Below are 25,526 nucleotides of genomic sequence, written 5' to 3'. Positions count from 1 at the left end.
CATCCGGCCACGATGTTGTTTCCGGTGCTTTACTCTGGTTGGGACTAGCATTTATTTTCCTCCTTCCACCTGAGCGACCTTCTTGGCGGGAAGAACCTCTCCTTTATATATCCAAACTTTTACGCCAATCTTTCCATAGGTGGTATTTGCTTCTGCAAAACCATAATCGATGTCGGCACGAAGAGTATGAAGGGGAACTTTCCCTTCGCTGTACCACTCGGTCCGAGCGATTTCAGCACCTGCCAAACGTCCGCTGCAAGAAATCTTGATTCCTTGACCGCCTTGACGCATGGTGCGTCCTACAGTTTGTTTCATCGCGCGACGGAAGGATACACGTTTTTCTAATTGTTGAGCAACACTCTCAGCAACCAGTTGTGCATCAACCTCAGGCTTTTTCACTTCCACGATGTTGACAGCTACTTGTTTGCCTGTCATGGCTTCCAATTGCTTGCGCAGGTTCTCGACTTCAACACCGCCGCGGCCGATAACGATTCCCGGCTTAGCTGCATGAATAGAGACCTTAACACGATTGGCGGCTCTTTCTATTTCGACTTTTGGAACACCTGCTTGTTGTAATTTGTTCTTGACAAATTTACGAACCTTCAGATCCTCATGAAGGAGTTCCAAGTAGTTTTTATCTGCAAACCAACGGCCTTCCCAGTCACGAATGACCCCAACTCGGAGACCTTTAGGATTTACCTTTTGACCCACGTTTTAACCCTCCTTCTTTTCTCCGACTACCACGGTAATATGGCTGGTCCGTTTGCGAATCTGATCAGCACGTCCCATGGCCCGGGGTTTAATGCGCTTCAAGGTCGGTCCTTCATCCACGTAGATTGCTTGTACGATCAAGGCATCTGTATCCATTTCGTAGTTGTGTTCTGCGTTGGCTACTGCGGACTTCAGAACTTTGGTTACAGGCTCCGTAGCACCATTAGGGGTGAATTGAAGAATCGCGAGAGCGTCACTGACGTTCTTACCACGAATAAGATCGACTACTTGGCGCACCTTACGAGGAGAGATCCGCACATATCTTGCAATCGCTTTGGCTTGTTGCATTTAGTATACTCCTCCTTTTAGCGTAAGCCGCTGGACTTTTCACTGCCAGCATGGCCTTTGTAGGTGCGTGTAGGAGCAAACTCACCGAGTTTGTGTCCTACCATATCTTCGGTAATATAGATGGGAATGTGTTTACGTCCATCATGAACCGCGATGGTATGTCCTACCATTTGCGGGAAAATTGTTGAACTTCTGGACCAAGTTTTGAGCACTCGCTTCTCACCGGCGGTATTCATTGCTTCCACACGAGTCAGCAAGCGTGCTTCTACATAAGGCCCTTTTTTCAGAGATCTACTCATTTAATTGGCCTCCTTTCGATTACTTCTTGCCGCGACGTTTCACGATGAAGCGATTAGAAGGATTTTTCTTCTTACGGGTCTTCGCTCCAAGGGCAGGTTTACCCCAAGGCGTAACAGGGTTACGACCGATTGGGTTACGACCTTCACCACCACCATGCGGGTGGTCGTTGGGGTTCATAACAGAACCACGAACAGAGGGACGAATTCCTAACCAGCGTGAACGACCGGCTTTACCGATGTGAATGTTCTCATGTTCGAGGTTGCCGACTTGACCGATGGTAGCCCGGCAATCGATATGAACCATGCGCATTTCACCGGAAGGAAGTCTCAGGGTTGCATAGTTACCCTCTTTAGCCATGAGCTGGGCAGAACCCCCCGCGGTGCGGACCAGTTGCGCTCCTTTGCCAGGCTTCATTTCGATATTATGGAGCAGGGTACCCACCGGGATGTTCTTCAGAGGAAGAGCATTCCCTACTTTAATGTCTGCATCCGGTCCGGATACAACCATTTGTCCCACTTTCAGGCCGTTAGGAGCCAAGATATAGGCTTTATGGCCATCTAAGTAGTGGAGCAGGGCGATATTAGCAGTACGGTTAGGATCATATTCAATAGCAGCTACTTTTGCAGGCACGCCGTCTTTAATGCGTTTGAAGTCAATCAAACGATACATCCGTTTATGTCCGCCGCCATGATGACGAACACTGATTTTACCCTGGTTGTTACGGCCGGCTTTCTTCTTCAGTGGTGCGAGCAAAGAGCGCTCAGGTGTAGATTTGGTGAGTTCTTCAAAGGACGATACGGTCATTTGGCGACGTCCTGGAGAATAAGGTTTAAATCCTTTTACTGGCATGGGTTTCCCTCCTTTGCTTCAAACTTACAGGCCAGCAAAGCCTTCAATGCGATCTCCCGCTTTAAGCGTAACAATCGCTTTTTTACGGTCTGCTGTTTTGCCTACGTGTTTACCGACACGTTTTTGTTTTCCTTCAACGTTGATAGTCCGAACATCAACGACTTTGACCTTAAACATTTTTTCCACTGCGTTTTTGATTTCAATCTTATTAGCAGCTTTGTCCACCCAGAAGGAGTACTTGTTTTCCTCGATAAGTCCAACAGACTTCTCGGAAATTACGGGACGCTTGAGTACATCACGAGCATCGCGCATTACGCTAACACCTCCTCCGCTTTCGTTACCGCTGCTTTCGTCATTACGATCACATCGGAATTGAGAAGATCATAGACATTCATGCCTTCAACTTGAACAGTTTTGATACCTTCAATATTGCGGGCGGAACGCTCTACTGATTCAATGAATTCGTCAGTGACGATTAAAGCCTTTTTGCTGACATTCAGTGCTTTAAGAACTTTGACCATTTCCCGGGTCTTTGCTTCGTTCAAACTCAAATCTTCCAATACGATCAGTTGTTGTTCGTTTACCTTGGAAGAAAGGGCTGAACGCAAAGCCAGGCGGCGAACCTTCTTAGGCATGTTAAAGCCATATTTGCGGGGTTTGGGACCAAAAGTAATAGCTCCACCTCTCCATAGGGGTGAACGAATGCTTCCTGCACGGGCGCGACCGGTGCCTTTTTGACGCCAGGGCTTACGACCGCCTCCGCGAACTTCACCGCGAAGCAAGGTGGAGTGGGTACCACGTCTTTGGCTGGCCAGTTGGGCTACAACCGCTTGATGCATGACATGGGTATTGGGCTCAATCCCAAATACATATTCATTCAGCTCGAGCTCTCCAACAGGAGAACCTTGCATATTAACTACTTGAACCTTTGGCATTGCTTATTCCTCCTTTCTTACAAGTTACTTCGCCTTAACGGAAGGCTTCAGAATGAGCAATCCCTTTTTGGCACCGGGTACGGCACCTTTAACGAGGATCATATTCTTATCCGCATCTACCCTGACCACTTGCAGGTTTTGAACGGTAACCCGCTCGCCACCCATACGTCCTGGCAGGTTGCGGCCCTTAAATACACGAGCCGGGCCTTTCGCGCCGAGGGAACCGGAGCGGCGATGATACTTAGAACCATGTTTCATCGGTCCACGAGCTGCACCATGACGTTTGATCATACCTTGGAAACCTTTACCTTTGGAGATTCCGACTACATCTACGGTATCCCCGGCAGCAAACACATCTGCTTTTAGTTCTTGACCGATTTCGTAAGCATCCACATCTTCTACGCGGAACTCACGAATGTGGCGCAGAGGCTTCACAGAAGCTTTTGCCACATGTCCTTTTTGCGGCTTGTTTGCCAATCTTTCCGGCAAAGCGCCAAATCCAACTTGAATCGCGTTGTAACCATCTGTTGCAACGGTTTTCTTTTGGATTACATAGCAAGGACCTGCTTCGACCACAGTCACCGGAATGAATTTTCCATCTTCCGTGAACACCTGGGTCATTCCGACTTTTTTACCCAAAATTCCTTTCGACACGATTGCCACCTCCTGAACACTTTGAAGTGCGCCAATCCCAAGGACCGGAGCACGAGAGCGTTCCAAATTTGATTGAATATTTTTGAAGCGTTTCACCCGGTTTTAAGGTCCACACCGCCGGGCGTTTCGCGCCACAAACAAAAAATATTATATCATAAACTCCAAAGGAACGCTAGCTTTTTCAGCTATCTGAATCTTTAATCTTTCGATTAATTTTTCAGATCTTTGCTAAAAGCCGGCGTTTGTCAGGAAGATTTATGATTAAGCTTAAATGTCATACTGAGCGAATGCTAAGTATCTTACTTATGAGGATAAGATCCTTCAGTCGTTCCTCCTTCAGGATGACAGGCTGGTTAGTTATAGTTTGATTTCGATATCGACACCAGCTGGAAGATCCAAGCGCATTAATGCGTCAACGGTCTTAGAGGTTGGTTCAAGAATATCGATTAAACGTTTATGAGTCCGCATTTCGAACTGTTCGCGAGAATCCTTATTAACGTGAGGAGAACGCAGAATCGTGTAAATGTTTTTCTCCGTCGGAAGGGGAATGGGACCACTGACGCGGGCACCGGTTCTCTTAGCGGTTTCCACAATTTTCTCTGCGGATTGATCAAGGGTTTTGTGATCGAATGCCTTCAGACGGATACGAATTTTTTGACTGCTCATTAAAAAAACCTCCTAAAATATGTCCCGTTGTACGGGTATTGGGTCTTGAAATTCCCCGATGAAAAGCGGAGTCACTTTCATTGGCAACCTTCAAGATCAGGGTAGCTTCTTTTACATCTGTTAACCCGGCACTGCGGGGCTAGGCATCAGTCGCTTTCATGGAGCGTAGCCAAACCTTTAGGTAATACCAGGAGTAAACCTGTGGCTCCGCTTACCCTGAAAGCCTCCTTCGCCTATCTAGCCCCTCCGTACCAAAGGGTTCTCGCCTGTAAAAGAAGCTACCGGAAAGAATCGTTCAGGCTTTACTTCTATGGCACGTCCGGAAGACAGAAAGTTCGGCTTTGCTGCAAGCGCAAACGTAACGACTAGCAAAGGTGCGTAAAACGAACGAGAGCTGGCGTAACGTCGCCCCACCGAAGGTTCACTTGCAGAAACGCCCAGAGGTTCCGGATGGGGCAGTGAAGCGGCCGAGTGAGTAGCACCGGCACTCCGGAGTGAAGTGGCATTGCAGGAAAGCATTGACCCTCCACTTAGACATGAGTCAGGATGCCACAGGTATCCCGTGGCATCCTTTATCTAAGTCCAGACTTATCAGCCGGACTCTAGCTCTTTGCCTTCAATATGGGCTTTAAATTATTCGATGATCTTGGTTACAACGCCTGAACCAACGGTACGTCCGCCTTCACGGATAGCGAAACGGAGTCCTTCGTCCATAGCGATTGGGGTGATCAATTCACCGGTGATAGTGATGTTGTCGCCAGGCATAGCCATTTCTACACCTTCAGGAAGGGTAACTACGCCGGTAACGTCAGTTGTCCGGAAGTAGAATTGAGGACGATAGTTGTTGAAGAATGGAGTATGACGTCCACCTTCTTCTTTGCTGAGGATATAAACTTCACCAAAGAATTTTTTGTGAGGCTTAATGGTACCGGTTTTGGCCAATACTTGTCCGCGCTCGATGTCTTTACGATCAACACCACGGAGAAGAGCACCGATGTTATCCCCGGCTTGAGCTTGGTCAAGGAGCTTACGGAACATTTCCACACCGGTAACAACAGTCTTACGAGGAGCTTCACTCAAACCAACGATTTCAACTTCATCGCCGACTTTAACAATACCACGCTCTACACGACCGGTAGCAACGGTTCCACGACCGGTAATGGTGAAGACGTCCTCGACAGGCATAAGGAAAGGCTTGTCGGTAGCACGCTCCGGAGTTGGAACATATGCATCTACTGCGTCCATGAGATTCCAGATCTTGCCGCACCATTCGCAATCACGGGATCCGCAACCGCATTGGAGAGCTTTGAGGCCGGAACCGGAAACGATGGGAATATCATCGCCGGGGAAATCGTATTCATTTAAGAGCTCACGAATTTCCATTTCAACGAGTTCCATGAGTTCCGGATCATCTACCATGTCGGCTTTATTGAGCCAGACAACGATGTATTCTACACCTACCCGGCTGGAAAGAAGGATGTGTTCACGGGTCTGGGGCATAGGACCGTCAGCGGCGGAAACAACCAGAATTGCACCGTCCATTTGAGCGGCACCGGTGATCATGTTTTTAACATAGTCGGCGTGGCCTGGGCAGTCAACGTGAGCATAGTGACGGTTAGCTGTCTCGTACTCAACGTGGGAAGTGGAGATGGTAATTCCACGCTCACGCTCTTCGGGAGCTTTGTCAATTTGGTCAAATGCCTGGGCTACTGCACCGCCGGCTTTGGAAAGAACAGTGGTAATAGCAGCGGTTGTAGTGGTTTTACCATGGTCAACGTGACCGATGGTTCCGACGTTAACGTGGGGTTTAGTACGTTCGAATTTTGCTTTTGCCATTTTTAAATTTCACTCCTTATAAATAATTAATAAGAATTAAAGGTTTCCTTTATTGGTAGCGGTATTGGTAGCGGAACGACACAGGGGGTGTTCCCTGCATTTGCCTCGGGTAAAGCTGAGCCCTACCCTGCTTCGAACCTCGAATCACGAACTTCGCAACCCGATTAGGCTCCAGCGCGTTTAGCAATGATGCCTTCAGCAATATTCTTGGGTACTTCTTCATAGTGATCGAACATCATGACATAGGTTCCGCGACCTTGGGTCTTGGAACGAAGGTCGGTGGCATAGCCAAACATTTCGGAAAGCGGTACAAATCCACGAACGACCTGGGCCGTTCCGGTGGCCTCCATGCCTTCGATCCGTCCACGGCGGGAGTTCATGTCACCGATGACCTCACCCATATATTCTTCAGGTACAGTGACTTCAACCTTCATGATCGGCTCCATGATAGCAGGATTAGCTTTCAGAGCACCGGCTTTGAAGGCCATGGATCCGGCAATCTTAAAGGCCATTTCCGAGGAGTCTACATCATGGTAGGAACCGTCATAGACTATTGCGCGGACGTCCACAACCGGATAACCGGCTTGGATACCGTTTTGCATAGCTTCTTCGATACCTTGACCGATCGGAGCGATGTATTCCTTGGGAATAACGCCACCCACAATCTTGTTAACAAATTCGAAGCCTGTGCCTTGTTCGAGGGGTTCGAGTTCAACCCAGCAGTGTCCGTATTGTCCACGTCCACCGGATTGACGAACAAATTTACCTTCGGCCTTGACAGAGCGACGAATGGTCTCTCTATAAGCAACTTGAGGACGTCCTACATTGCACTCGACCTTGAATTCCCGTTGCAAACGGTCAACGATGATTTCCAGGTGAAGTTCACCCATTCCCTCGATGATTGTTTGTCCGCTTTCTTGGTCGGTGTGCATTCTGAAGGTCGGATCCTCTTCAGCCAAACGTGCAAGTGCTGTGCCCATCTTCTCCTGGTCTTGTTTCGTTTTTGGCTCGATAGCCACGTTGATAACCGGATCAGGGAATTGCATGGATTCGAGAATAATCGGAGCTTTATCATCACAGAGGGTATCTCCTGTGGTGGTATCTTTTAAGCCTACCGCAGCAGCAATGTCTCCGGCATAAACCTCGGAAATCTCTTCCCGATGGTTAGCATGCATCTGGAGAATACGGCCGATTCTCTCGCGCTTGCCTTTAGTTGAGTTGAAGACATAGGATCCTGAAGCCAGGACTCCCGAGTATACCCGGAAAAATGCCAATTTACCCACGTAAGGGTCAGCCATAATCTTAAAGGCCAAGGCAGAGAACGGTTCACTGTCACTGGAATGACGCTCATCAGGAACACCGGTCTCCGGATGTACACCTTTAATAGCAGGTACATCAACTGGGGATGGCATATATTCTACAACCGCGTCAAGCAGTGGTTGTACCCCTTTGTTCTTGAATGAAGATCCACAGACTACTGGGATAAACTTCAGCCCAAGAGTCCCTTTGCGGATTCCAACACGAATCTCTTCTTCGGTCAGTTCTTCACCTTCGAGATATTTCATCATGAGTTCTTCATCAGTATCAGCTACTGCTTCTAAAAGTTTCTCACGATATTCATTGGCTTTGTCGACTAAGTCTCCGGGGATATCGGCAACGTCACTGGCGGTGCCTAAGTCATCCGTATAGATTCTAGCCGTCATGGTCACGAGGTCAATAATTCCCTTGAAATTCTCCTCTGAACCAATAGGAAGTTGGATCGGTACTGGGTTTGCACCTAACCGGTCAGCAATCATAGATACTCCCCGGAAGAAATCTGCACCCAAACGGTCCATTTTGTTGATATAGGCGATACGGGGTACTCCGTACTTGTCCGCTTGCCGCCATACCGTTTCAGATTGAGGCTCAACACCGCCGACAGAGCAGAATACTGCCACAGCGCCGTCCAGTACACGTAAAGAACGCTCTACCTCTACGGTGAAGTCCACGTGCCCTGGTGTATCAATAATGTTAATCCGGTGATTTTTCCATTGACAAGTTGTTGCCGCAGAAGTAATGGTGATACCACGTTCCTGCTCTTGGACCATCCAGTCCATGGTTGCTGCACCGTCATGAGTTTCCCCGATTTTATGCACACGTCCTGTATAGAACAAAATACGCTCGGTGGTGGTTGTTTTGCCCGCGTCAATATGGGCCATGATCCCGATATTCCGAGTTCTCTCTAATGGAAATTGCCTTGCCACTGATAATCCCCCTTTCTGCCGTAGTCATTCCCAAATGGGGAGGATTTTAAGCATATAGCTTTATCATCCTACCAACGGAAATGCGCAAAAGCCTTATTGGCTTCGGCCATTTTATGAGTGTCTTCTTTTTTCTTAATAGAACCACCGGTATTATTGGCTGCATCCATCAATTCACCGGCAATCTTTTCTTCCATAGTCTTTTCACTGCGTTTGCGAGCATAAGTCACAAGCCAGCGTAATCCTAAGGTTTGACGACGATCAGCACGAACTTCAATGGGAACTTGGTAGTTGGCACCGCCGACCCGGCGTGCTTTTACTTCCAGCACAGGCATAACATTCTTGAGAGCGGTTTCGAACACTTCGATAGGATCTTTACCGGTCTTCTCTTGAATGATGTCAAATGCATTATAGCAAATGGATTCTGCGGTACCTTTTTTACCATCCAACATAATTTGGTTGATAAATTTGGTCAGCACCCGATTCTTATAGATCGGATCCGGCAAAATCTCACGTTTGGCAATATAACCTTTACGTGGCAAATCATTTCCCCCCTTTACTTACGCGATTCGTATTTCCCTCGCCAAAGACGGCTTACTTCCCTTTTTTGGGACGTTTGGCACCGTACTTGGAACGAGCTTGCATCCGTTTTTGCACGCCTTGAGTATCAAGGGCACCACGAACGATATGGTAACGAACACCCGGAAGGTCTTTAACACGGCCACCACGCACAAGAACCACACTGTGCTCTTGCAAGTTGTGTCCAATGCCTGGGATGTATGAACTTACTTCGATCGTATTGGTTAAACGTACACGGGCAACTTTACGAAGAGCGGAATTCGGCTTCTTAGGAGTTGTCGTGTAAACCCTTGTGCAAACACCACGTTTTTGCGGAGAACCTCCGGAGGCGAATTGCTTACGTTGTAATGAGTTATAGCCCCATTGCATAGCAGGAGCTGTTGATTTCTTTTCCATCTTGGAACGGCCATTGCGGATCAATTGATTAATCGTCGGCATATCTACACCTCCTTCCTAAGAGAAAACATATCAAAGGAATTGCTTGCTTCAGCATCAAGCAAGCAATCCCCAAAACTAGCAGCATTCCGGAGTCTCCTTGTCGTCTACTACTCACTCAGCAGTGCCGCTACGGCGGCACCGACTTCAATACCGCAGGCTTTTCCTAATTCAGACATTGTCTGGACTTCATGGACTTTAACACCTTGGTTGCGGCAATGTTCCAGGACAGGTCGAACCACTTGGCCCTCTGCGTCCTTAGCGATATAGACTCGGAGTACACTCCCTTTTTCCAGTGCCCGCAGAGTTTGCTTAACCCCAACGGTTCTGCAATCAATTTTTTTTAAGGCTTCATCAAGCATTAAAATGCTTTCCTCCTCAAGTTTTTGTGACCTTTTACGAAGTTTTGCAAATTAACTACATATTTTTCCCAAAACCCCTAAATCACACTATAGTATTTTAGCATCAGGAATTAACAGTGTCAATATTTTCAATCTGGTTTTCATCAACTTCCACAACTTTAACATTACGGTAGCGGGACATTCCCGTACCTGCGGGAATGAGTTTCCCGATGATGACGTTTTCTTTGAGCCCCAAGAGAGGGTCAACCTTACCTTTGATGGCTGCTTCCGTCAGTACCCGAGTGGTCTCTTGGAAAGAGGCCGCCGAGAGGAAGGAATCCGTAGCCAAAGAGGCTTTGGTAATGCCGAGCAGTACCGGGCGGGCTACAGCAGGTTCTCCTCCTGCCGCAATAATCTTGGTGTTTTCTTCTTCGAAGTCAAAGACATCGATTAAACCGCCAGGCAGGAGATTGGTATCACCGGCTTCCTCCACTTTGACCTTGCGGAGCATTTGCCGAACCATAACCTCGATGTGTTTATCATTGATATCCACACCCTGGAGGCGGTAAACACGTTGCACCTCACTCAAGAGGTAGACCTGAACACCGCGGATACCTTTGACCTTCAGCATATCATGGGGGTTGATGCTTCCCTCGGTGAGAATATCACCGGCCTCAATGTGGTCCCCTTCCCGAACCTTCAAGCGGGAACCATACGGAATAGTGTAGGTCATGCGCTCCTCATTGTCACCAACCACTTCTACTTCACGGCGGCCTTTGACTTCGCGGATGCCGACCTTTCCGGCGTTTTCAGAGATGATGGCTTGGCCCTTGGGTTTACGGGCTTCGAAAAGCTCCTCAACACGGGGCAAACCTTGAGTGATGTCGTCCCCGGCTACACCACCGGTGTGGAAGGTACGCATGGTCAGCTGTGTTCCCGGTTCACCGATGGATTGGGCAGCGATAATGCCAACGGCTTCTCCCATTTCCACGTGATGTCCGGTAGCAAGGTTGCGACCGTAACACTTGCGGCATACTCCATAACGAGTCCGACAGGTAAGGACGGAACGAATCGTGACACTATCGTAAACTTTGGCAATCTCCTTAGCCTGTTCTTCGGTTATCTCTTCGTCAGCCTTGGCCAGGATTTCACCTGTCTCCGGGTGTTGAAGGTCTTCAAGAAGGAAGCGGCCGACTAAACGCTCTTCCAACTTTTCAATGACTTCCGGACCATCCTTGACATCATCTACGGTAATACCTTGGGTAGTGCCGCAATCTTCTTCCCTAACGATCACATCTTGAGATACATCGACCAAGCGGCGGGTCAGATAACCGGAGTCGGCAGTCCGTAGTGCCGTATCAGCCAAACCTTTCCGTGCCCCGTGGGAGGAGATGAAGTACTCCAAAACAGTGAGGCCTTCACGGAAGTTAGCCTTAATCGGCAACTCGATGGTTCGTCCGGAGGGATCAGCCATTAGTCCCCGCATCCCGGCTAACTGACGGAGCTGTTGGATATTACCCCGGGCTCCGGAGGTTGCCATCATATATACCGGGTTGAACTTATCCAAAGTGTTCATGAGGGATTTGGTTACTGTGTCGGTAGCTTTGGTCCAGATATCGATAACCTTGCCGTAACGCTCCTCATCGGTAATCAGACCCCGGCGGAATTGTACTTCCGTCTTGTTAACAAGGGCATCGGCATCGGCGAGAATCTGTTTCTTCTCTTCCGGTACGGTAATATCCGCAAGACCTACGGTCATCCCGGCTCTGGTGGAGTATCTGAAACCCAGGCTCTTAATCCCATCCAAAAGATCTGCAGTTGCTTTATATCCGCCCAGGCGATAGCATTTGGCCACAATATTATTAAGAGTCTTCTTCCCTGCTACCTCATTAATATAGCCGACTTCAGGGGGAATAACCGTGTTGAAGATCAAACGTCCAATGGTGGTTTCCAAGAGCTCGCCATTGGGCCGACGAACTTTAATGAGTGCTTGCAGATGTGCTTCCTTCATTTCATAAGCGAGCACCGCTTCATCGCGATCCTTAAAGATCTTCCCTTCCCCAAGGGCTCCGGGACGTTCCATGGTTAGATAGTAGGAGCCTAAGACCATATCCTGGGTGGGGGAAGCCACCGGACGGCCATCTTTAGGGTTCAAAATATTATGAGCGGAAAGCATTAAGAGTCTGGCTTCTGCTTGAGCCTCGGCGGAGAGGGGAACGTGAACAGCCATTTGGTCTCCATCGAAGTCGGCATTATAGGCGGTACAAACCAAGGGATGAATCTGTAAGGCACGGCCTTCCACGAGTACCGGCTCAAAGGCCTGAATTCCTAAACGGTGCAGGGTTGGCGCCCGGTTAAGGAGTACCGGATGCTCACTGATTACCTCTTCCAAGACGTCCCATACTTCAGGACGAACCCGCTCTACCATGCGCTTGGCACTCTTGATGTTGTGAGCATGGCCTTCTTTGACCAGTTTTTTCATAACGAAAGGCTTAAAGAGTTCTAAAGCCATTTCTTTAGGCAGACCGCATTGATGCATACGCAAATTAGGTCCTACTACGATAACGGAACGACCGGAGTAGTCAACCCGTTTTCCCAAGAGGTTTTGACGGAAGCGCCCTTGCTTACCTTTGAGCATATCACTTAAGGATTTTAAGGGCCGGTTGCCAGGGCCGGTGACAGGGCGGCCCCGACGACCATTGTCAATCAGAGCATCCACGGCCTCTTGGAGCATCCGCTTCTCGTTGCGCACAATAATATCCGGTGCGCCTAGGTCCAGAAGACGCTTAAGACGATTATTTCTATTGATTACACGGCGATAAAGGTCATTTAGATCAGAGGTGGCAAAACGTCCGCCATCCAGCTGAACCATAGGTCTGAGCTCAGGCGGAATGACCGGGATCACATCCATGATCATCCACTCGGGACGGTTACCCGACTCTTTGAAGGCCTCTACCACTTCTAAACGGCGGATGGCCCGGATCTTCCGTTGACCGGAAACTTCCTTCACTTCAGCCCGCAGTTCGTCATTGAGCTTATCCAGATCCATTTCCTCTAAAAGCTCTTTGATGGCCTCCGCACCCATACCGGCTTTAAACTGATTGCCGTATTTATCGCGATATTCCCGATATTCAGTCTCGGTGAGGAGCTGTTTTTTCATTAAGGATGTATCTCCGGCATCGGTAACAATGTAAGAGACAAAATAGAGGACCTTTTCTAAGGAACGAGGAGACATATCCAGGAGAAGTCCCATACGGCTGGGAATCCCCTTGAAGTACCAGATATGAGAAACAGGAGCCGCCAGTTTAATGTGGCCCATCCGCTCTCTCCGTACCTTAGAGCGAGTGACTTCTACTCCGCAGCGGTCACAGACAATTCCTTTATAGCGAACCCGCTTGTATTTTCCGCAATGACATTCCCAGTCACGAGTGGGTCCAAAGATTTTTTCACAAAAGAGACCTTCCCGTTCCGGTTTCAGGGTCCGGTAGTTAATAGTTTCAGGCTTCTTGACTTCTCCATGAGACCATTCCTCGATCATCTCCGGAGAAGCCAGGCCGATGCGCATCCGGTCAAAGTTATTGACGTCTAGCAAGGTTCTCTCTCCTTTCACCCGTTCAATCCAAGTCGTCCTCATCAAAGTTCAGGGGTTCGTCATCAATCACCTCGTCCTCGTCGAAGAACTCCTCATCTTCATCTCCCTCATTGGCCTCATTGGCTACGGGAGCAGGGAGGTCTTCGTGAAGATCGATACCCAGCTCTTTAGCGGTCTCCGTAACATCTTCGTCAATCTCACGGATCTCGATTTCTTCATCATTTTCAGAGAGAACACGAACATCTAACCCTAAGCTTTGCAGCTCTTTGATTAAAACTTTAAAGGATTCCGGAACTCCCGGTTCAGGGATGTTTTCGCCTTTGACGATGGCCTCATAGGTTTTTACCCGGCCGACTACGTCATCCGACTTAACGGTAAGAATTTCTTGGAGGGTATAAGCGGCACCGTAGGCTTCCAGGGCCCAAACTTCCATCTCCCCGAAACGCTGACCGCCGAATTGAGCTTTACCGCCCAAGGGTTGTTGGGTAACCAAACTGTAAGGTCCGGTTGAACGGGCATGGATCTTGTCATCAACCAGATGGTGCAGCTTCAAGAAGTACATATACCCGACGGTAATCTTATTATCAAAAGGTTCTCCGGTTCTGCCGTCATAAAGAACGGATTTACCGTCATCGGGCAGTCCGGCTTTTTTCAAAGTTTCAAATACATCGGTTTCCGTAGCCCCGTCAAAGACCGGGGTAGCGACACGTAAGCCCAGGGCTTTAGCCGCCCGTCCTAAGTGTGTCTCCATAACCTGCCCGATATTCATCCGGGAAGGAACCCCCAGTGGGTTCAAAACGATCTCCACAGGAGTGCCATCAGGTAGGAAAGGCATATCTTCCTGTCTCATGATCCGGGAGATAACCCATTTGTTACCGTGACGTCCGGCCATTTTATCCCCAACGGAGATTTTCCGTTTTTGAGCGATATAAACCCGTACCAGCTCGTTGACGCCGGGAGCCAGTTCATCACCATTTTCCCGGGTAAAGACTTTAACATCCACGATCTTGCCGGCTTCCCCGTGGGGAACCCGCAGAGAAGTATCCCGTACTTCCCGGGCTTTTTCCCCGAAGATGGCTCTTAAAAGGCGCTCTTCGGCGGTAAGCTCGGTCTCACCTTTCGGGGTAACTTTACATACCAAAATGTCACCAGGGCGGACTTCGGCACCAATGCGGATAATCCCCCGCTCATCCAGGTCTTTGAGCACATCTTCCCCGACGTTGGGAATATCCCGGGTGATTTCTTCCGGTCCCAGCTTGGTGTCCCGAGCATCGGCTTCGTATTCCTCGATATGAATGGAGGTATAATAATCTTCCTTAACCAGCTTTTCACTGATCAGGATGGCATCCTCGTAGTTATAGCCTTCCCAAGTCATAAAGGCAATCAGGACGTTACGACCGAGCGCCAGTTCCCCATGGTCTGTGGAAGGACCATCGGCAATGATTTGCTCTGCTTCTACCCGCTCCCCTTTCATAACGATGGGACGCTGATTGATACAGGTTCCTTGGTTGGAACGGAGATATTTTAACAGCTTATACTTCTCTAAGGTAGCATCATCATGACGTATGATGATCTCATCGGCGGTAGCACGTTCCACAGTACCAGCCTTTTGGGTTAAGACACAGACACCGGAGTCCTTGGCAGCTTTGTATTCCATTCCCGTTCCGACATAAGGAGCATCGGCTCTTAAGAGAGGTACCGCTTGCCGCTGCATGTTGGCACCCATCAAAGCCCGGTTAGCATCGTCATGCTCCAGGAAGGGGATCAAAGCGGTAGCAATGGAAACCATCTGCTTTGGCGAAACGTCCATATAGTCAATCCGGTTGGGGGAAACAAGGACGAAGTCAGGACCATGACGTCCATCAATCTTATCTTCAAGGAAGGTACCGTCCTCCGCTAAGGGGGCATTGGCCTGAGCGACAACGAATTTTTCTTCCTCATCGGCAGTGAGATAATCGATCTGGTCAGTTACGCGACCATCTATCACCTTACGATAGGGCGCTTCGATAAAGCCATAAGGGTTAATCCGGCCATAGGTACTCAAGGAACCAATCAAACCGATATTGGGACCTTCAGGAGTCTCAATGGGACACATCCGGCCATAGTGGGAGTGGTGAACGTCACGAACTTCGAAGCCGGCACGCTCACGGCTTAAACCACCCGGTCCCAACGCACTTAAGCGGCGTTTATGGGTCAACTCAGCCAAGGGGTTGGTCTGATCCATAAATTGGGACAACTGGCTGCTGCCGAAGAATTCCTTAATGGCAGCTACCACCGGACGAATATTGATAAGGACTTGAGGAGTGATGACATCAACATCTTGAATAGTCATCCGTTCCCGAACTACCCGCTCCATCCGGGATAAGCCGATCCGGAACTGGTTTTGAAGCAGCTCTCCTACTGAACGGAGGCGCCGGTTACCCAAATGATCAATATCATCCTTATGTCCTTCCCCTTTCATAAGGGCAAGCATTTGTCCTAAGGAAGCAACGATATCTTCTTTAGTTAAATGATGTACATCATTGGGAATGTCCAAATTAAGTTTTTTATTTAATTTATAGCGGCCGACTTTGGCCAGGTCATAACGCTTGGGATCGAAAAATAATGCTTCAAGCAAACTGCGGGCACTATCCACCGTGGGCGGCTCGCCGGGACGGAGGCGCTTATAGATCTCAACTAAGGCTTCTTCCGAAGACTCAGTATTATCCCGTTCCAGGGTAATCCGAATATGCTCGTCATCATTGAAAAGTTCAGAAATCTGACCATTAGTAGCATAACCCAAAGCCCGAATGAGAACTGTGGCCGGTAGCTTACGGGTTCTATCCACACGGACAAAAATATTATCATTAACGTCGGTCTCGAACTCAAGCCAAGCCCCACGATTAGGAATCACCGTTGCCCCGAAGACTTTTTTACCACTGGGATCAATGCTTTCAGAATAATAGACGCCGGGAGAACGAACCAACTGGCTGACGATAACCCGCTCAGCACCGTTGATAATAAAGGTTCCTTTGGTTGTCATCAAAGGGAAATCCCCCATGAAGACTTCCTGCTCCTTTACTTCCCCCGTCTCTTTATTAATGAGACGTACTTTTACCCGCAGAGGTGCCGCGTAAGTTACATCGCGCTCCTTACACTCTTCCACATCGTATTTAGGCTCACCTAAACTGTAATCAATAAATTCCAATACGAGGTTGCCGGTGAAATCTTGAATGGGAGAAATGTCGCGAAACATTTCCCTTAAGCCCTCATCAAGAAACCACTGATAAGAGTTTTGTTGAATTTCAATTAGATTTGGCATGTCGAGAACTTCCCGAATTCTGGAATAACTCCAGCGTTCCCGCGTTCCTACCTTAACAGGATAGAACATGTACGCTTCACCCCTCAAGTGTGATGTCCTCGCCCCGAGGATTATATTATGACATAAACAGCCAAAAGCAAGGCCTCATTTGCAAAACCTCGCTTCACTGTTTATGGAGATCCCTCTTGGTGATCGAATCAATCAAACGACAATCTCCCCATCGTCAGTATCTTAAACCTTAACACCAAAGGACTAGTCCCTTGGAGACATTGGCTACTGTCTGGAATAGTCTGGATAATTAGTCCATTTTATGTACAGTAACAATTACTAAGGATACCAAGATTATATCATATTGTCAAGGAGAAATATTTCTTTTTTTGCTGTTTTATGGCCCTTTCCCAACCCTTTTCCGATATTTTTTTCAACTGCCCCTATGCGCCGTGAAATTTTTACTTTCTCATTAGCCAAAAAAGAGAGCCCCTAGGACCCTCTTTTAAGAAAATGCTTTTATGAAAATTAACTAGTAATTGAGCTTTTTCCGCCATTTCAATGCTTCTAAATAGATAGCCATGAATTTCGGGGTTATGGGATATAGGCTTTCCGCTTTGGTCCATTCCGCTTTTTCCCAATGAATCACAAAATCCAGGAGCCTTCGTAGCTCATTTTCCATGCCTAAGAGAGCATTCTTGACGTTCATGGATAAGGGAAGGCCTTTAAGGGCCTCTTCCATAGGACTATTTAATAAGATATCCAAGGAAGAAAAGATCCCCGTGAAAAAAAATTCGGAATCCTCTCCGTGGGGATATAGTTCGGCGGCAAGGAGTTCCATCTGCTTACCCCGGATCAGGGATTGCTTAACTAACTCGGCATTTTCAACGTTCTCGATCTCCTTTAACGGCATTAATGCCATCCAGCGTTTCATTTCTTTAATACCGATAAAGGATAAGGCATGAGAAATCGACTGGATCCTCATCTTAGAACCCATCACTGCAGAGTTAGCCAGCTTGAGAAGCTTATAAGACAGACCCAAATCCATTTTGATAATATCGGTAATAACGGCATAACTGGGATCCGGTGCATTCAGTTCGGCAAGAATACTGATTAGGTTAGCGTTCAGACTTACCACTTCTTTGGAACGGATAATGGCGGGTTTGCTGAAAAAATAGCCCTGAAAAAGATCATAGCCCATCTCCATGGCTTGTTGAAGCTCTTCCCTGGTTTCGATTTTTTCCGCCAAAAACTTTACCTTTTTGCCTAAGTGCTGTATAAGCCTGGATTGTTCCCTTTGTGAGACAGCCGGAAATTCGATTTTGATAATATCTGTCAGCTCAAGTAAAGGCAGATTGTTCTCATCTAAAACAAAATCGTCAAGGGCCAGTCTGTACCCTCTCTCTCTAATCCTTTTGCAGGCTTCTACCGTGGCCGAGGTTACTTGATCTCGTTCCAAGACTTCCACCACAATGTTCTCTTTGGGCAGTAAAAAAGGCAGATCGCTGTCAATGAGCTTTTTGGAAAAGTTGATAAAGGCATTGGTGCCGTCGGTTAAATTCTCAAGTCCCATAACCAGAAAGGTATTATAAAGCAATTCCGAGGTGGCTTGGTCATCATCAATACCGGAAAAATAGTTTTCATAGCTCTGCCTATACAAAAGCTCATACCCATAGATCTCCATTTTTCTATCGAAAATCGGCTGCCTAGCAATAAAAGCCTCCATTTCCCACATCTCCTAATTCATCTGAAATCCGTGCCATTTAACCTTCTTCTCAATCATACCCACTATATTGGCTTGGGCACTAAGCATCATTTTAACAAGGGTGTCTGAACATTTTCTGAACATCTAAATAATCTTATAGAAAAAATCCATGGAATTGTGCTTAGAGTATCTATAAAAACTTTGGCATTCTATATATAATGGGAAAAAGAACGATTAGGTTGGAAGGATTCCTTTTTATGAATAATTCTATAACCCAAAAGTCCTTTTTCTACATAATGCTATTGATAATGGCCCTAAGTATCACTGTTCCAGGCATCCGCCTCAAGCTGTCCGCGGACCCTCAAGCGAGCAATGGCACTCTGGATCTAAGGCAATATGATCTTACCCAAGCTAAAACTGTGAAATTAAACGGGGAATGGGAATTTTATTTTGGGCAGCTTCTTACCCCCACGGATTTTAAAAATGGACAGCCTATGGGCAAAACTATTCAAAAAGTCCCGGGCAGCTGGAGTTCCTATCAAATCGCAGATGAACAGCCGCCGCCTCACGGCTGCGCCACCTATCGGCTTAAGATTCTACTTCCCGAAGGCAGGGGGAATTATGGGATTAAGTTCACAACTATCTCTGCCGCGGCTCGGATCTTTGCCGATGATGTGCAAATAATGGAATGCGGCAGACCGGGAAACTTACGGTCAACCACTGTCCATAAAAGTTATGCGGATGCAAGCTACTTCCAAACTGATGATGACGAGGTAGAAATCCTTATTCAAGCGGCCGATTTTGCTAATGTAAAAAGCGGCATCCTTTATGAAATCCATTTTGGCAGTCAGAATTCCATTGCCGCTTTACGTCTGCATAATTCTTTCCTTGATATATCCGTTATTGCCGGTATGTTCTTTTTGTCTCTTTATTTTTTCGGCTTGGGCCTCCGGCGAAGGAATGGTGCCGCCGTGCTGTTCTTAGCTTTTTATTGCCTCTTTTCTGCTCTTCATGCCAGTGTCCGTTCGGAGGCATTATTAAATTATGCCTTCCCATCGTTAGCCTTTAATACTTCCGCAAAGATTCTAGCTACTTCCTATACTATCTGCCTTTATACCTTGATCAAATTTCTCTATCATGCCCTGGAAGGTTCTTTTTCCCGCCGAGCCAATCTGATCACCAATGGAATAGCTGTGGTTTTCCTGTTGCTGAGTTGTTTTACTTATTCTCACTTATTGGGTTATACTTTGGCAATTGCCCTCATCGGCCATATTTATGCACTTTCCTTAATTATTGTTATCCTTGCCAAAAGCTCTCAGGGCGATAATGAAGGCCGGTACTATCTTTATACCGCTGTATTAAGCTCGCTGATTGCTTTATTGACCGGTCTTGCCAATATTATTCTGCTCTGGGAATCCAATCTGTTCTTTCCCGTATTTCAGCCGATTTTTGTTCTGTCATTGGCCTTATATATGTCCGAAAAATATAGACAGATCTTTGTCCCTTCACGGACCGGTCAAGGAACTGCCTTTACTTTCCCTATGCCTCTTGCCAAAGAGGGCAACCTTTTCCAAACATCACCGGCCAACTTGGCAGAGCAGAATGCATCTCAGTCTTTAATCGTTGAACCTTTGCCCCAAACAGTCCATATCGGCGGAGAATTCTCCATCCTTGCAGTTGACGATGAATTCTCCAATTTGAAGGCCATCATGAATATCTTGACTGCCAATCAATACAATGTCACCGTGGCCGGAAATGGGGAATCAGCCCTGCAGCTCCTTAAAGGGGCTCTTAACTATGATCTTTGCATTCTCGATGTCACGATGCCGGGTATGAGCGGCTATGAAGTCTGCCGAAAAATCAGGGAGACTTATTCCCCTCTTGAGCTTCCGATCCTGCTCCTTTCCGCTAAAGCTTTGCCGGAAGATATTGATATTGGTTTTAGGGCAGGAGCCAACGATTTTATCGAAAAGCCCTTTGAAGCCGGAGAGCTTAAGTGCCGTGTCAGGACCCTTGTCCAATTAAAAAGTTCCATGGACTTGCTGGTAAAAAAGGAAACCGCTTTTTTGCAAGCACAAATTAGGCCTCATTTTCTCTTCAACGCTTTGAATACCATCCACTCTTTTTGTTATACCGACCCCGACAAGGCAGGAGATCTGCTTGCGGAATTGGGGGTTTTTTTAAGGAATAGTTTTGATTTCTCCAGCACAACTTCCGTTATAACCATTGAAAAAGAACTTAGGATAGTCAAGGCCTATGTAGCCATTGAACAAGCCAGGTTTGGCAAACAGCTTGAAGTGGAATACGCCATTGATCACTCCGTGTTAAATTTCTATATTCTTCCCCTCATGCTCCAGCCCATCGTAGAAAACTCCATCCGTCATGGTTTGCTGAAAAGAAGCAAGGGAGGAAAGGTTACTCTGTCTTTGGAGCTGTGGAAAGATCAGATTCATGTCCAGGTTATTGATAACGGTGCCGGTATTCCTGCTTTTGTCCTAGAAGATCTAACGAATTCAAAACCGGAAGGCAAAGGCGTAGGGTTATCCAATATCAATCGGAGACTGTTAAGGTTCTATGGTACTACATTGAATATCTCAAGTACAGAAAACTGTGGAACAACCGTTTCCTTCAAGATCCCGGCAAAAACCTGTTGACATATACCATACCAATAATTACAAATGCTTTTGGAGATGAGTTTCTATGCTGAAAGCGATTATTGTAGAAAATGAAGAACCGGCGATTAATGTTCTGAAGATCCTGTTGGAAAGAACCGGACAGATCACGGTTGTGGCCAGCTTTCTCAGGTCGGCGGATGCTTTAACCTATCTAAAGCAAACCAGACCGGATGTTGCTTTCCTTGATATTGAGATGCCGGAAACAAGCGGTCTGGAGCTTGCCGGTTATATTCAGACTATGAACAGCAATATTGAAATCATCTTTGTTACCGCCTATGATCAATATGCTCTGAACGCCTTTAAGGTCAATGCTTTGGATTATTTACTTAAGCCCCTCTCCCAGAAAGACGTAGAGAAAGCTATCGAGCGTCTAGTCAAAATAAGAGGATTATCGGAAAACTCCACCCAAGAAGCTACAGGCGGAGGGGGCATTTATAGCTTTGGCAAATTCACTGTGTACGGTCCTACAAGCAAAAAGCCTGTGAAATGGCGGACATCCAAGTCCGAAGAGCTTTTTGCTTTTATGGTGCAAAATCTGGAAAAAGAAGTTCCCAAGTGGCGAATCTGTGAGGCACTTTGGCCGGAATACAATATAGAAAAGGTAGATATTCAACTTCACACTACCGTTTACAAATTAAAAAAGATATTGGCCTCGGCTAATATCCCTTTTCAGTTAAGTTTTAGTAATGGATGCTATTGGCTGAGCCTTCCTCAGACTTATATCGATATAGTTGAGTTTAACAGCTGTGCTTCTTCCTCTATTCCTGTGGATGAAAGTACCATTGAAAAATATGAACAGGCTTTATCCCTCTATCGAGGGGATTACTTAGAGGAAAATGACTATCTATGGTCTTTGTCCAAAAGAAGCGACTTTTATCAGAAATACTGCAAACTTTCTTCTTCCGCCGTTAAGTATTATATGTTCCGCAATGATTATCGCAAGGCGGAAAAACTTCTGCACAGTATCCTTGAAAGATCTCCTTTAGATGAATCTGTCCATGAAATGCTTTTAAGGTGTTATTTCTTAAAAGAGGATCGGGTCGCCTTTATTACGCATTATCATGCCGTACAGACACTGTTCAAAGCTGAATTGGGCATTGAGCCAGGCAAATCTATACAAGCTCTGTACAGTGCATTCATGGACAATCCAAATTCAAGCTGACCGACACGCTTACAATAATCATAATGAACCGTGCTGCTGTTACGCCTAAAAAAAGATGCCCTCCGCACTTGGAGAGCACCTTTGTTGCCTATGGGCAAATTACTTAACTTCGACAGTTGCACCAGCTTCGGTAAGCTTAGTTTTGATAGCCTCTGCATCATCTTTGCTAATTTTCTCTTTAACAGGCTTTGGAGCGCCGTCAACGAGTTCTTTAGCTTCTTTCAAGCCGAGACCGGTGATTTCACGAACAACTTTGATCACGTTGATTTTGGAAGCACCAGCGTTAGTAAGGATAACATCGAATTCAGTTTTTTCTTCAGCAGCAGGAGCAGCAGCGGCAGCGCCGGGAGCAGCAGCCACAGCAACAGGAGCAGCAGCGCTTACACCAAATTCTTCTTCGAAAGCTTTGACGAGCTCGGCAAGCTCGAGAACGGTTAAGCCTTTTACGGCTTCAAGAATTTCAGCAGTTTTAGACATTGAAATTTTCCTCCCTAATATCACTTTTAAATTAATTTTTGTTTTTGAGTCAGTTTTGATCTTCTTATTATTCAGTTAGGATGCCTTTTGGCAAGGCCGGAGCATCATAACTCGAACATCATACTTGGAACCCCGCTTATGCTTGGGCTTCTTTGAGCTTACGCACTTCTTCCAAGGCATAACCCATTTTGCGGATCGGTCCTTGAAGTACGTTGGCCATGCCGACGAGGGGTGCTTGCATTCCTCGTAGAACTTGGGCAAGAAGAACTTCGCGAGAAGGAAGCTCTGCAAGCGCTTTAACTCCTGCTTCGTCAACGACTTTTCCTTCAACAACACCTGCTTTGATAGCAAAGGTCTTGACCTTTGTAGCCTTAGCAAAATCAGCTAATACTTTAGCAGGAGCGACGGGATCGGCACTGAAAGCAACGGCTGTAGGCCCTTCAAGATAACCATCCAAACCTTCGATACCGACTTCATGAGCTGCGCGACGAACCAAAGTGTTTTTCAATACGCGATATTCCACTCCCGCTTGACGCAGTTGGGCACGCAATTGAGTAACTTGGGAAACGGTCAAACCACGATAGTCTGCGAGAACCACCCCTGAGGAGCTTTGGAGCTTTTCCTTAATCTCAGCAACCACTTGTGCTTTTTCTTCGATATTTGGCATTTAAGTCCACCTCCTTCCGGCGATATAGGAAACTTACTGCAGATGTAAATCATCTGCTGTCTAGTTGACATGTCCACTGCGTGGATTGCCCACACTAATCAAAAAACCTCCGCTTTGACTGCAGAGGTTAAGAAGGCCCAATAATAAACTTAAGGCTATTTCTCCAACCTCGGCAGGACATTAAGCTTAAAAGCCCCTGCTGTCTACAGTGGAAGGTTATTCAATTCTAGTAGAGTATATCTTATCTATGCAAACCTGTCAAGAAGTATTCCAGACAATATGTGAATCTACTTACAGAGCTTTGACAGGGTTAATCCGCACTCCGGGTCCCATAGTTGAGGAGACGGTAACACTGCGCATATATTGACCCTTTGCTGCAGCCGGTTTCGCTTTAACTAAGGTCTCAGCAAGAACTCTGTAGTTCTCATAGAGTTGCTCCTCGCTAAAGGAAACTTTGCCGATTGGGGCATGAATGATGCCGGCTTTGTCAGCACGGTATTCAATCTTACCGGCTTTGATCTCTTTGACAGCTTTTGCTACTTCAAAGGTTACAGTACCGGTTTTGGGGTTTGGCATAAGTCCTTTGGGACCGAGCACACGACCCAGTTTACCGACCATACCCATCATATCGGGAGTCGCAACAACAACATCAAAACCAAACCAACCTTGCTCGATTTTGGCGATCATATCTTCCGCACCGACAAACTCTGCACCGGCAGCCTCAGCTTCTTTAGCTTTGTCGCCTTTGGCGAAAACTAAAACAGTGCGGGTTTTACCGGTTCCGTTCGGAAGCACCAGGGCTCCGCGGATTTGTTGGTCAGCATGACGAGTATCAATACCGAGCTTAAATGCTACTTCTACCGTTTCGTCAAACTTTGCTTTAGCAACCTTTTTAACGATAGCTAAAGCTTCAGTAGGCTCATAAAGAGCAGCACGGTCAAAAGCTTTAACTGCTTCTTGATAGTTTTTTCCTACTTTGGCCATTCTTTAACCTCCTAGTGGTTCTTCGGGGCTTGCCCCTCCCACGTAATAATTATTCGACGATGGTGATTCCCATACTGCGTGCAGTACCTTCAACCATGCTCATCGCTGCTTCAACGCTTGCTGCATTGAGGTCTTTCATCTTAGTTTCGGCGATCTCACGAACTTTAGCCTTGCTCACTTGAGCCACCTTTTTACGGTTAGGCTCTGAGGAACCGGAGTTAATGTTCGCAGCCTTTTTCAATAACACAGATGCCGGCGGAGTTTTGGTAATAAAGGTAAAGGAACGGTCTTCATAGACGGTAATTTCAACCGGAATAATCAATCCCGCTTGATCCTTGGTGCGCTCGTTGTACTCTTTGCAGAAGGCCATGATGTTGACCCCGTGCTGACCGAGTGCCGGACCAACCGGAGGTGCCGGATTTGCTTTACCTGCGTTAATAGCTAATTTAACCAAACCAACAACTTTCTTTGCCATATTTACACCTCCTTAATAGGGTAATTAAGCTTTAGTCGACTTTTTCGACCTGAGCAAAATCAAGTTCTACCGGGGTTTCCCTGCCAAACATGGAAACAGAAACCCGTAGTTTTCCTTTATCTTCAAGGATTTCCCGAACGGTAGCGATGAAATCCTTAAAAGGACCCGATGTGACGCGTACATTTTGACCAACTGTATAATCCACACGGGTACGGACTTCCTCCACACCCATCTGACGTAAGATGGCTTTAACTTCATGATCCAGCAAAGGTATCGGCTTCGCTCCGGTTCCGACAAAGCCTGTCACACCCGGCGTATTGCGTACCACATACCATGAATCATCCGTCATATCCATTTCCACAAGAACATAGCCTGGGAAAACCTTACGTTTGGCGACTTTCTTCTTCCCATTTTTGATTTCAATTTCATCTTCCATGGGAACAAGAACACGGAAGATCTTATCTTCCATATTCATGGACTCTACGCGTTTTTCAAGATTGGTCTTCACCTTATTCTCATAGCCGGAATAAGTGTGAATAACATACCAGTTCTTTGTCATATTTCGAACAGGAACCTCCAATACCAGGCCCCAAACTAACTTGACAA

Annotated in this window: 25 protein-coding genes and 1 other annotated feature; of the genes, 2 read left to right on the top strand and 23 right to left on the bottom strand. The window is 47.0% G+C overall.

Going from position 1 to position 25,526, the window contains the following annotated elements; translation table 11 throughout:
• Positions 1–51: 51 nt before the first annotated feature.
• From rpsC to AC1U9U_RS01660, 18 genes are all read right to left on the bottom strand, one after another.
• On the bottom strand, positions 52–711 hold the full coding sequence (rpsC, locus tag AC1U9U_RS01745) for a 30S ribosomal protein S3 (protein ID WP_479958826.1): 660 nt from the start codon (positions 709–711) through the stop codon (positions 52–54).
• A 3-nt stretch (positions 712–714) separates the two neighbouring features.
• Positions 715–1,059: a 50S ribosomal protein L22 gene (gene rplV / locus AC1U9U_RS01740; protein WP_479958825.1), complete on the bottom strand. Its 345-nt coding sequence runs from the start codon at positions 1,057–1,059 to the stop codon at positions 715–717.
• 17 nt (positions 1,060–1,076) lie between these two features.
• A complete protein-coding gene (gene rpsS, locus AC1U9U_RS01735) occupies positions 1,077–1,358 on the bottom strand; it encodes a 30S ribosomal protein S19 (protein ID WP_479958824.1) in 282 nt (93 codons plus the stop codon).
• 19 nt (positions 1,359–1,377) lie between these two features.
• Positions 1,378–2,208, bottom strand: a complete 831-nt coding sequence (gene rplB, locus AC1U9U_RS01730; RefSeq protein WP_479958823.1) for a 50S ribosomal protein L2 — start codon at positions 2,206–2,208, stop codon at positions 1,378–1,380.
• A gap of 24 nt (positions 2,209–2,232) precedes the next feature.
• Positions 2,233–2,520: a 50S ribosomal protein L23 gene (gene rplW, locus AC1U9U_RS01725; RefSeq protein ID WP_479958822.1), complete on the bottom strand. Its 288-nt coding sequence runs from the start codon at positions 2,518–2,520 to the stop codon at positions 2,233–2,235.
• Positions 2,520–3,143, bottom strand: coding sequence for a 50S ribosomal protein L4 (gene rplD, locus AC1U9U_RS01720; protein WP_479958821.1), 624 nt, complete (start codon positions 3,141–3,143; stop codon positions 2,520–2,522). The genes rplW and rplD overlap by 1 nt, the downstream gene beginning before the upstream one ends.
• 24 nt (positions 3,144–3,167) lie before the next feature.
• On the bottom strand, positions 3,168–3,797 hold the full coding sequence (gene rplC, locus AC1U9U_RS01715) for a 50S ribosomal protein L3 (protein ID WP_479958820.1): 630 nt from the start codon (positions 3,795–3,797) through the stop codon (positions 3,168–3,170).
• A gap of 357 nt (positions 3,798–4,154) precedes the next feature.
• Positions 4,155–4,463 carry a 30S ribosomal protein S10 gene (rpsJ, locus tag AC1U9U_RS01710; RefSeq protein WP_479958819.1) on the bottom strand — a complete coding sequence of 103 codons (309 nt, stop codon included), beginning with the start codon at positions 4,461–4,463 and terminating at the stop codon, positions 4,155–4,157.
• Positions 4,464–4,700: 237 nt separating this feature from the next.
• A complete protein-coding gene (locus AC1U9U_RS01705) occupies positions 4,701–4,982 on the bottom strand; it encodes a hypothetical protein (protein ID WP_479958818.1) in 282 nt (93 codons plus the stop codon).
• Between the two features lie 114 nt (positions 4,983–5,096).
• The gene (gene tuf / locus AC1U9U_RS01700; protein ID WP_479958817.1) at positions 5,097–6,299 is read right to left on the bottom strand and encodes an elongation factor Tu; all 1,203 of its coding nucleotides are present in this window, start codon (positions 6,297–6,299) and stop codon (positions 5,097–5,099) included.
• Between the two features lie 164 nt (positions 6,300–6,463).
• A complete protein-coding gene (gene fusA, locus AC1U9U_RS01695) occupies positions 6,464–8,542 on the bottom strand; it encodes an elongation factor G (RefSeq protein WP_479958816.1) in 2,079 nt (692 codons plus the stop codon).
• Positions 8,543–8,610: 68 nt separating this feature from the next.
• The gene (gene rpsG / locus AC1U9U_RS01690) at positions 8,611–9,081 is read right to left on the bottom strand and encodes a 30S ribosomal protein S7 (RefSeq protein WP_479958815.1); all 471 of its coding nucleotides are present in this window, start codon (positions 9,079–9,081) and stop codon (positions 8,611–8,613) included.
• A gap of 52 nt (positions 9,082–9,133) precedes the next feature.
• Positions 9,134–9,556: a 30S ribosomal protein S12 gene (rpsL, locus tag AC1U9U_RS01685; protein ID WP_479958814.1), complete on the bottom strand. Its 423-nt coding sequence runs from the start codon at positions 9,554–9,556 to the stop codon at positions 9,134–9,136.
• Positions 9,557–9,663: 107 nt separating this feature from the next.
• Positions 9,664–9,915 (bottom strand): ribosomal L7Ae/L30e/S12e/Gadd45 family protein, encoded by a 252-nt coding sequence (locus AC1U9U_RS01680; RefSeq protein WP_479958813.1) that lies wholly within the window; start codon positions 9,913–9,915, stop codon positions 9,664–9,666.
• Between the two features lie 103 nt (positions 9,916–10,018).
• Positions 10,019–13,486: a DNA-directed RNA polymerase subunit beta' gene (gene rpoC, locus AC1U9U_RS01675; protein WP_479958812.1), complete on the bottom strand. Its 3,468-nt coding sequence runs from the start codon at positions 13,484–13,486 to the stop codon at positions 10,019–10,021.
• A 22-nt stretch (positions 13,487–13,508) separates the two neighbouring features.
• Positions 13,509–16,856, bottom strand: a complete 3,348-nt coding sequence (gene rpoB / locus AC1U9U_RS01670; protein WP_479958811.1) for a DNA-directed RNA polymerase subunit beta — start codon at positions 16,854–16,856, stop codon at positions 13,509–13,511.
• A 273-nt stretch (positions 16,857–17,129) separates the two neighbouring features.
• A complete protein-coding gene (locus AC1U9U_RS01665; RefSeq protein WP_479958810.1) occupies positions 17,130–17,255 on the bottom strand; it encodes a hypothetical protein in 126 nt (41 codons plus the stop codon).
• A gap of 52 nt (positions 17,256–17,307) precedes the next feature.
• Positions 17,308–18,501, bottom strand: coding sequence for an EAL and HDOD domain-containing protein (locus AC1U9U_RS01660; RefSeq protein WP_479958809.1), 1,194 nt, complete (start codon positions 18,499–18,501; stop codon positions 17,308–17,310).
• 236 nt (positions 18,502–18,737) lie between these two features.
• Between AC1U9U_RS01660 and AC1U9U_RS01655 the strand changes: the two genes are divergently transcribed.
• The gene (locus tag AC1U9U_RS01655) at positions 18,738–21,134 is read left to right on the top strand and encodes a response regulator (RefSeq protein ID WP_479958808.1); all 2,397 of its coding nucleotides are present in this window, start codon (positions 18,738–18,740) and stop codon (positions 21,132–21,134) included.
• Positions 21,135–21,180: 46 nt separating this feature from the next.
• Complete coding sequence (locus tag AC1U9U_RS01650) at positions 21,181–22,317, top strand: response regulator (protein WP_479958807.1); 1,137 nt, start codon at positions 21,181–21,183, stop codon at positions 22,315–22,317.
• A gap of 99 nt (positions 22,318–22,416) precedes the next feature.
• On the opposite strand, the gene rplL is transcribed toward AC1U9U_RS01650, so the two are convergent.
• From rplL to nusG, 5 genes are all read right to left on the bottom strand, one after another.
• The gene (gene rplL / locus AC1U9U_RS01645) at positions 22,417–22,794 is read right to left on the bottom strand and encodes a 50S ribosomal protein L7/L12 (protein ID WP_479958806.1); all 378 of its coding nucleotides are present in this window, start codon (positions 22,792–22,794) and stop codon (positions 22,417–22,419) included.
• 136 nt (positions 22,795–22,930) lie between these two features.
• A complete protein-coding gene (gene rplJ / locus AC1U9U_RS01640; RefSeq protein WP_479958805.1) occupies positions 22,931–23,461 on the bottom strand; it encodes a 50S ribosomal protein L10 in 531 nt (176 codons plus the stop codon).
• Between the two features lie 91 nt (positions 23,462–23,552).
• Positions 23,553–23,688: a sequence feature (ribosomal protein L10 leader region), on the bottom strand.
• Positions 23,689–23,752: 64 nt separating this feature from the next.
• Complete coding sequence (gene rplA, locus AC1U9U_RS01635) at positions 23,753–24,445, bottom strand: 50S ribosomal protein L1 (RefSeq protein WP_479958804.1); 693 nt, start codon at positions 24,443–24,445, stop codon at positions 23,753–23,755.
• A 49-nt stretch (positions 24,446–24,494) separates the two neighbouring features.
• A complete protein-coding gene (gene rplK, locus AC1U9U_RS01630) occupies positions 24,495–24,920 on the bottom strand; it encodes a 50S ribosomal protein L11 (protein ID WP_479958803.1) in 426 nt (141 codons plus the stop codon).
• A 31-nt stretch (positions 24,921–24,951) separates the two neighbouring features.
• Positions 24,952–25,479, bottom strand: a complete 528-nt coding sequence (nusG, locus tag AC1U9U_RS01625) for a transcription termination/antitermination protein NusG (protein WP_479958802.1) — start codon at positions 25,477–25,479, stop codon at positions 24,952–24,954.
• Between the last annotated feature and the right edge of the window lie 47 nt (positions 25,480–25,526).

The sequence above is a fragment of the Desulfitobacterium sp. genome, from assembly GCF_982384815.1.
Note: the sequence above shows the minus strand (reverse complement) of the source record. Positions and strands in the feature narration are given on the sequence as shown.